The following is a 7753-nucleotide window of genomic DNA, read 5'->3' on the forward strand; positions in this document are numbered from 1 at the left end:
CGCGCGTTGAGCATTTACTTTCTAGGCGATTCCATGTCTCTCATTCCTGTCACCATCCTCACGGGCTTCCTGGGCTCGGGCAAGACCACGCTGCTCAAGCGCGTGCTCAGCGAAGCCCATGGCCAGAAGATCGCCGTGATCGAAAACGAATTCGGTGAAGAAAACATCGATTCCGACATCCTCAAGACGGAGTCCAAGGAGCAGATCGTGCAGATGAGCAACGGCTGCATCTGCTGCACCATCCGTGAAGACCTGCGCGAGACGCTGCAGCTGCTGGCCGCCAAGCGCCGCAAGGGCCTGGTCGAGTTCGACCGCATCGTCATCGAGACCACGGGCGTGGCCGACCCCGGTCCCGTGGCGCAGACTTTCTTCATGGACGACGAGGTCGCCGAGTCCTACCTGATCGATTCCATCATCACGCTGGTCGACGCCAAGCATGCGGGCCAGCAGCTCGACACCCGCCAGGAAGCGCGCCGCCAGGTGGGCTTTGCCGACCAGATATTCCTGTCCAAGACCGACCTGGTCAGCGACGACGAGCAGCAGGCGCTGATCCACCGGCTCAAGCACATGAACCCGCGCGCGCCCATCCAGGCCGTGCATTTCGGCGCGGTGCCGCTGAGCCAGGTGCTGGACCTGCGCGGCTTCAACCTCAATGCCAAGCTCGACATCGATCCGGACTTCCTCAAGGAAGACGATGGCCACGATCATGGGCATGACCATGGACACGAGCACGGGCATGACGACTGCGATCACGACCACGGTCATTGCGAGCACGACGCCCACGCCGGCCACGACCACGCGCCCGGCGAGGCCTGCAACCACCCGCATCACCACCACCATGACGACGATGTCAAGAGCTTCGTCTACCGCGCCGACCGTGCGTTCGATCCCGCCAAGCTCGAGGATTTCCTCGGCGCCATCGTCAATATCTACGGCCCCAAGATGCTGCGCTACAAGGGCGTGCTCAACATGCAGGGTACGGAGCGCAAGGTGATTTTCCAGGGCGTGCACCAGTTGATGGGCAGCGACCTCGGTCCGGCCTGGGACGGCGCCGAAACGCGCCAGAGCAAGATGGTTTTCATCGGCATAGACCTGCCCCAGGACATCCTGCGCTCCGGCCTGGACCAGTGCCTGGTCTGAGGTCCAGAACGCCCATTTCCGGCGCCCCTGGCGGAATTATCTTGTAGGAAAAATACCTTTTTTTGACGGGATTTGAGAGCAAATGCCTGCATTCTGTGGAATACCCGTATGTGGGATATACGCAACGTTTCGTTGGGTCTCGCCTGTGGTCGATACAATCGCGCCCCTAAAGAGAACCCGGATGGCGAGTCCCCCCTGGGACTTGTTCCCCTGCCAGGGGCTGGGCGTACCGAGAGGAGACTGGAAGTGAATGCCGAAACCCGCAAAGTGAACGCAGTTGCCAAACCCGCTGCAGCCAAAAAAGCCGCAGCGAAAGTATCTGCCAAGACCGCTACCCAGGCCGCAAAGGTGCTCGAGCCCAAAGCCGTGGCCCATTCTGTGCCTCCTGTGACCGTTGCTGCCGGCGGCCTCGCCCGCAGCACCCGTCCGTCCGCTCGGTTGGCCCAACTGACCGTACCCTCCATGGCCGCGGCTGCAGCCTTCGATGCCGCCAAAGCCAGCTACATCAACACCATGCCCACAACCATGCAAGCGCCTTCATTGATTGCTGCAAAGAAAGATCCTCAATTGGCAAACAACTGGAAGACCAAATCTGCGGAAGAGCTGACCGACGCTGAAGTCCTGGCCATGCCCGAAGATGAGTACATGAACGACAAGCAGATGGCGTTTTTCCGCCACAAGCTGGTGTTGCTCAAGCAGGACATGCACAACAACGCCGGTGAAACGGCAGAAAACCTGCGCGAGGACACCGTCGTCGTTCCCGATCCCGCCGACCGCGCGACCATCGAGGAAGAGCACGCGCTCGAACTGCGCACGCGCGACCGCGAACGCAAGCTGCTCAAGAAGATCGAGCAATCGATTGCGCGCATCGACGCCGGCGATTACGGCTACTGCGACGAGACCGGCGAGCCCATCGGCGTCGGCCGCCTGCTGGCCCGTCCCACGGCCACGCTGTCGCTCGAAGCGCAGCAGCGCCGCGAACTCAAGCAGAAGATGTTTGGAGACTGAGGGGAATTCATCTCCATGCACCAGGCCACTTGCGCTACGCTGATCCTCTATGAGCACGGATGACAGCAAGCGAGGTGGCCTTTTCTCCAAGGTGGTGCGCTTTGTACGCCACCCCACGGTCTCTTGGTCGCAGCTCGACGTGCAAGCCGATGATCCGCTGGGTCAGGCCGACAAGCAGGTGCTGCGCCAGGCGCTCGAGCGCAAGCGGCGCAACGATTTCGTGCGCCAGCGCGAGTTCGATCAGTTGCGCAAGCTGCGCCAGCAGGAGGTGCAGTCCGCGGGCGTTGCCGAAAGCCTGAGCGAAAGCGCAAGCTCGCCGACCAGCTTCCAGAGCAGCCTGATACCACCCGATGCGCGCGCGGTCACGCGGCAGAAGATCGATGCGATCGAAGAGCAGATGTCCCAGCAATGGTGGCGCAACAAGCAGCCGGCCGATGCGTCGACGCTGCCCATGTACCTGCTCTCGACTTTCCCCCAAGCCGATTCCGTGCATGTCGCCGCAGCGCCTGGCGTGCCTGATGGCGAGGCGGCCCATGGCGGCGCGGATTCGCCGCCGGGCTTCGCGTTGACCGCGCCGCTGGACTGGCATGTCGAAGCCGGTGACGCGCTCGAGCCCGCACCGCCGCTGTCCGCTGCGCAGGCCGGCGAGCCCGAACGCGCGGCGGTGACGACGACTTTTGCCGTGACCGAACCGCATGATCCGCCCGACTGGGGCGCACAGGCGCGCCCGCTGCCATCGATCGGCGGGCCTGCGCCGGTGTTCGTGCACGACCCGGACTTCGAACAGGCCGCGATTGCGTTCGCCAACGGCAATGCCGCGGGCGCAGAAGCATTGCTGCTGGCGTTGCTCGCCCAGCGCGAGGCGCAGCCCGACATGCAGCAGCCCGTGTGGCAGGCCTTGTTCGACCTGTACCGCGCCGTGGGCATGGCCGAGCGCTTCGACGTGCTGGCCATCGATTTCGCCGCGCGCTTCGGGCGTTCGGCGCCGCTGTGGTTTGCGTTGTCCGCGCAGCGCGGCTGGGTCGAGCCCGGCGCCGCTGCGGACGCGGCCGGGCCGGGGGCGCGCGCCTGGCGCTGGAACGCGCCGGCGCAGCTCACGCGCCAGTCGGTGGCCGCGCTGCAGCGCGCCAAGGCGGCGGCCCCCGCGCCCTGGACCCTGATCTGGACGGCGCTGGAGCACATCGACGCCGATGCGCTGGCGCCGTTCGAGGTCCTGGTCAACGAGTGGGCGCAGACGCCGGGGCAGATCATCTTCCTCGACGCGCCGGTGCTGGCCCAGCGCCTGCAGGCGCTGACCGTGTCCGGCGACCGCGAAGCGCCCGAGGACGGCTGGCGGCTGCGCATGGCGGCGCTGCGGCTGATGGCGCAGCACGACAGCTTCGAGCTGGTCGCGCTCGACTACTGTGTGACCTACGAAGTGTCGCCGCCCTCATGGACGCCACCGCGCAGCAGCTATCTCGACGCGCTCGAGGAAATGCCCGAAGCCACCGAGACGATGGCCCAGGCGCCGGCCGGCGGCGGGCTGGTCGGCTGCATCGAGGGCGATGCCATGCCCTGGCTCGTGCCTCTCGAGGCCCAGGCGCGCCGCGATCTGCCGCTGGTGGTCGATTGCTCCGAGCTGATCCGCCTGGACTTCGCGGCCGCGGGGTCGGTGCTCAACTGGTCGGCGCGCATGCAGGCCCAGGGGGTGGAACTGCGCTTCGAGCGCATGCACCAGCTGGTGGCGGTGTTCTTCGGCATGATAGGCGTCAGCGACCACGCCCGACTGCTGCCCCGCACTGACTGAACATTGCGGCCCGCCGGGGCTTGCAATCCGCGCATCCACCCCCAAATGGCAACGCTATGGAACAGTATCACGGCACCACCATCATCAGCGTCCGCCGCCAGACGGCGAACGGCATTCAGGTCGCCATCGGCGGCGACGGCCAGGTCACCCTGGGCAATATCGTGGTCAAGGGCACGGCGCGCAAAGTGCGCCGCCTCTACCACGGCACGGTGCTCGCGGGCTTTGCCGGCGCCACGGCCGATGCCTTCACGCTGTTCGAGCGTTTCGAGGCCAAGCTGGAAAAACACCAGGGCAATCTGACGCGCGCGGCCATCGAGCTCACCAAGGACTGGCGTACCGACCGCGTGCTGCGCCGCCTCGAAGCCATGCTGGCCGTGGCCGACAAGCACGCCTCGCTGATCATCACCGGCAATGGCGACGTGCTCGAGCCCGAGCAGGGCATCGTCGCGATCGGATCGGGCGGCGCCTACGCGCATTCGGCCGCCAAGGCGCTGCTGACCAACACCGATCTGGGGGCGGCCGAGATCGTCAAGAAGTCGCTTGAAATCGCGGGCGAGCTGTGCATCTACACCAACATGCACCACACCATCGAAACTCTCTGAGCGCATCCCTGTTGCCCGCCTGCCGCGTCGGCAATGCCGCGCCGCAGGCCGATTGAACCGAGAACACCATGTCAATGACTCCCCAGGAAATCGTCTCCGAACTCGACAACCACATCGTCGGCCAGCAGGGCGCCAAGCGCGCCGTGGCGATCGCGCTGCGCAACCGCTGGCGCCGCCAGCAGGTCGAAGGTGACCTGCGCCAGGAAATCACGCCCAAGAACATTCTGATGATAGGCCCGACCGGCGTAGGCAAGACCGAGATCGCGCGCCGCCTGGCACGCCTGGCCGATGCGCCGTTCATCAAGGTCGAAGCGACCAAGTTCACCGAAGTCGGCTATGTCGGCAAGGATGTGGACGCGATCATCCGTGATCTCGCCGAGATCGCCGTCAAGCAGACGCGCGAATGGGAAATCCGCAAGCTGCGCGCGCGCGCCGAGGACGCGGCCGAGGACCGCATCCTCGATGTGCTGCTGCCCCAGGCGCGCACCAACGACGCGCCGATCGACAGCACGGCGCGCCAGGTGTTCCGCAAGAAGCTGCGCGAAGGGCAGCTCGACGACAAGGAAATCGAGATCGACCTGGCCGACGCGCGGCCGCAGCTTGAAATCATGGGCCCCCAGGGCATGGAGGAGATGGCCGAGCAACTGCGCGGCATGTTCAGCCAGATGGGCCAGGAGCGGCGCCGCACGCGCAAGCTCAAGATCGGCGAGGCGCTCAAGCTGCTGACCGACGAAGAGGCCGGCAAGATGGTCAACGAGGAAGACATCAAGGCCCGGGCGATCGCCAACGCCGAGCAAAACGGCATTGTCTTCATCGACGAGATCGACAAGGTCGCGACGCGCCAGGAAAGCAGTGGTTCGGACATTTCGCGCCAGGGCGTGCAGCGCGACCTGCTGCCGCTGGTCGAAGGCACGACGGTGTCGACCAAGTACGGCATGGTCAAGACCGACCACATCCTGTTCATCGCTTCGGGCGCGTTCCATCTGTCCAAGCCCAGCGACCTGATCCCCGAACTGCAGGGGCGTTTTCCCATCCGCGTCGAGCTCGAGTCGCTGTCGGTGCAGGATTTCGAGGCCATCCTGACGCAGACCCATGCGTCGCTGGTCAAGCAGTACCAGGCGCTGCTGGCCACCGAAGGCGTGACGCTGCAGTTCACGCCCGACGGCATCACGCGGCTCGCGCACACCGCGTTCCACGTCAACGAAAGCACCGAGAACATCGGCGCACGCCGGCTGTCGACGGTCATGGAACGGCTGCTCGACGAGATCAGCTTCGATGCGGCCCGCCTCTCGGGCCAGACCATCACCATCGACGCCGCCTATGTCGATGCGCGCCTGCAGACGCTGAGCCAGGACGAGGATTTGTCTCGTTTCATTTTGTGACGTTTGCCGCGCAAAAAACGCGCTGGTGTTAACGCTTGTATACGCCTGACCGCACTTCGTGTGTGCATCTGCAGCCCGAGGGCGGTTGAGGTTTCACATGCAGTGAATTGAGTAAGTGCTTATGGGGCAAGGAGTTTTTCCCCAAGGGCCGGTTTGGATTGCGTTCTAAGTCCTTGATTTCATTGCAAATAATTGTCACACCCCCTGTGGCCTCGCCGCGATTTGCTGCTACAGTGGAAAAAAGTGCAATTAAGTGGTGAAACTTGCCATTCCCGGCGGTTTTCGGCGGTGAACGGCAGGCAGCCAGTCCAAGGGCAATTCCATGTTTCAAGGGGCCTCTTCGCTCAGTCTCGACGCGAAGGGTCGGCTTTCCGTGCCGACCCGGCATCGTGACGCCTTGAACGAGATGGCCGAAGGACAGGTCACGATCACCAAACACCCCCATGGTTGTCTCATGCTGTTCCCCCGGCCGCAGTGGCTGCTGTTTCGCGACCGCATCGCCCAGCTGCCGATGTCCGCGCAATGGTGGAAGCGGATCTTCCTGGGCAATGCCATGGACGTCGACATGGACGGGACCGGCCGCGTGCTGATCTCGCCCGAACTGCGCCAGGCCGTAGGCCTGACGCGGGACGCCGTGCTGCTCGGAATGGGCAACCATTTCGAGCTTTGGGACAAAGCCACTTATGACGCCCAGGAGGCACAGGCCATGCAGGCCCAGATGCCCGACGTTTTCCAGGATTTTGCTTTCTAAAAAAGGGCGTGCGATTGAACCAGCCCCTCCAACACATTACGGTACTGCTCGACGAAGCGGTGGATGCACTGCTGGGCGCAGCAGGCGAGGCTCCCGCGGGCGAGTGGGTAGACGGCACCTTCGGCCGAGGGGGTCACTCCCGGCGCATTCTTGAACGGCTCGGGCCGCAGGGCAGGCTCAGGGCCTTCGACAAGGATCCCGAGGCCATCCAGGAAGCTGCGCGCATCACCGATGCGCGTTTTTCCATTCAGCACGAGGGCTTTAGCCATCTGGCTGATCTGCCCACCGCCAGCGTGCAAGGCGTGCTGATGGACCTGGGCGTGAGCTCGCCCCAGATCGACACGCCCGAGCGCGGCTTCAGCTTCCGTTTCGACGCGCCGCTCGACATGCGCATGGACACCACGCGTGGACTGAGCGTGGCCGAATGGCTCGCGGACGCGGAAATGCAGCAGATTGCGGAGGTGATACGTGACTATGGCGAAGAACGGTTTGCTGGGCCTATTGCAAAGGCGATTGTTGCGCGGCGCCAGGAAAAAGGCCCTCTCGCAACCACCGGCGAGCTTACCGAGCTCGTGGCTGGCGCCGTCCGCACGCGTGAGGCGGGCCAGAACCCCGCCACCCGCACATTTCAGGCTCTTCGGATTTTCATCAATGCCGAACTGCAGGAGCTTGAGCAGGCGCTAGAGGCCAGCCTGCGCGTGCTCGCGCCCGGTGGCCGGCTGGTGGTGATCAGCTTCCATTCGCTCGAGGACCGCATCGTCAAGCAGTTCATCGCCAAGCACTCCAAGGAAGTGTTCGACCGCCGCGCGCCGTTCGCGCCGCCGACGCCGATGCGTCTGGTCGGGCTCGATCGCATCAAGCCCAGCGCGGCCGAAGTCGCGGCCAACCCGCGCTCGCGCTCGGCCGTGATGCGCGTGGCCCAACGCACCGAGGTGGCTGCATGAAAATGCGCCACCCCCTGAGCGGCTCACGCGGCAGGCGCCGAGCCCGCTTCCCCCTCTCATCCTTCGGTGGAGGTGGGGGGGCCGCCCAGGCACGGCAGCCTCGCTGCGGGGCGGCCCTTGCTCGCTGCCCCCGTGTTGGG

Annotated in this window: 7 protein-coding genes; all 7 read left to right on the top strand. The window is 64.8% G+C overall.

What is annotated here, in order from left to right:
* The first annotated feature begins 33 nt into the window (after positions 1–33).
* The 7 genes from GVL12_RS09605 to rsmH all read left to right on the top strand — a co-directional run bounded on the left by GVL12_RS09605 (position 34) and on the right by rsmH (position 7613).
* On the top strand, positions 34–1140 hold the full coding sequence (locus GVL12_RS09605) for a GTP-binding protein (RefSeq protein WP_159913255.1): 1107 nt from the start codon (positions 34–36) through the stop codon (positions 1138–1140).
* 627 nt (positions 1141–1767) lie between these two features.
* On the top strand, positions 1768–2148 hold the full coding sequence (gene dksA / locus GVL12_RS26270) for an RNA polymerase-binding protein DksA (protein ID WP_200843645.1): 381 nt from the start codon (positions 1768–1770) through the stop codon (positions 2146–2148).
* A 49-nt stretch (positions 2149–2197) separates the two neighbouring features.
* Positions 2198–3934, top strand: coding sequence for an STAS domain-containing protein (locus GVL12_RS09615; protein WP_159913259.1), 1737 nt, complete (start codon positions 2198–2200; stop codon positions 3932–3934).
* Between the two features lie 56 nt (positions 3935–3990).
* Positions 3991–4536 (top strand): ATP-dependent protease subunit HslV, encoded by a 546-nt coding sequence (gene hslV, locus GVL12_RS09620; RefSeq protein WP_159913261.1) that lies wholly within the window; start codon positions 3991–3993, stop codon positions 4534–4536.
* A 68-nt stretch (positions 4537–4604) separates the two neighbouring features.
* Positions 4605–5918 carry an ATP-dependent protease ATPase subunit HslU gene (gene hslU, locus GVL12_RS09625; RefSeq protein WP_235033840.1) on the top strand — a complete coding sequence of 438 codons (1314 nt, stop codon included), beginning with the start codon at positions 4605–4607 and terminating at the stop codon, positions 5916–5918.
* A 322-nt stretch (positions 5919–6240) separates the two neighbouring features.
* A complete protein-coding gene (gene mraZ, locus GVL12_RS09630; protein ID WP_119558796.1) occupies positions 6241–6669 on the top strand; it encodes a division/cell wall cluster transcriptional repressor MraZ in 429 nt (142 codons plus the stop codon).
* A gap of 14 nt (positions 6670–6683) precedes the next feature.
* A complete protein-coding gene (gene rsmH, locus GVL12_RS09635; RefSeq protein ID WP_159913263.1) occupies positions 6684–7613 on the top strand; it encodes a 16S rRNA (cytosine(1402)-N(4))-methyltransferase RsmH in 930 nt (309 codons plus the stop codon).
* The last annotated feature ends 140 nt before the right edge of the window (positions 7614–7753 follow it).

The organism is Pantoea sp. 18069 (genome assembly GCF_902706035.1).
Taxonomy (GTDB): Bacteria; Pseudomonadota; Gammaproteobacteria; order Burkholderiales; family Burkholderiaceae_C; genus Comamonas.

Excerpts from the sequence above, each read along its gene's own strand:
- hslV (WP_159913261.1), top strand. The coding sequence starts at position 3,991 with ATGGAACAGTATCACGGCACCACCATCATCAGCGTCCGCCGCCAGACG.
- GVL12_RS09615 (WP_159913259.1), top strand. The coding sequence starts at position 2,198 with ATGAGCACGGATGACAGCAAGCGAGGTGGCCTTTTCTCCAAGGTGGTG.
- dksA (WP_200843645.1), top strand. The coding sequence starts at position 1,768 with ATGCCCGAAGATGAGTACATGAACGACAAGCAGATGGCGTTTTTCCGC.
- hslU (WP_235033840.1), top strand. The coding sequence starts at position 4,605 with ATGTCAATGACTCCCCAGGAAATCGTCTCCGAACTCGACAACCACATC.
- mraZ (WP_119558796.1), top strand. The coding sequence starts at position 6,241 with ATGTTTCAAGGGGCCTCTTCGCTCAGTCTCGACGCGAAGGGTCGGCTT.
- GVL12_RS09605 (WP_159913255.1), top strand. The coding sequence starts at position 34 with ATGTCTCTCATTCCTGTCACCATCCTCACGGGCTTCCTGGGCTCGGGC.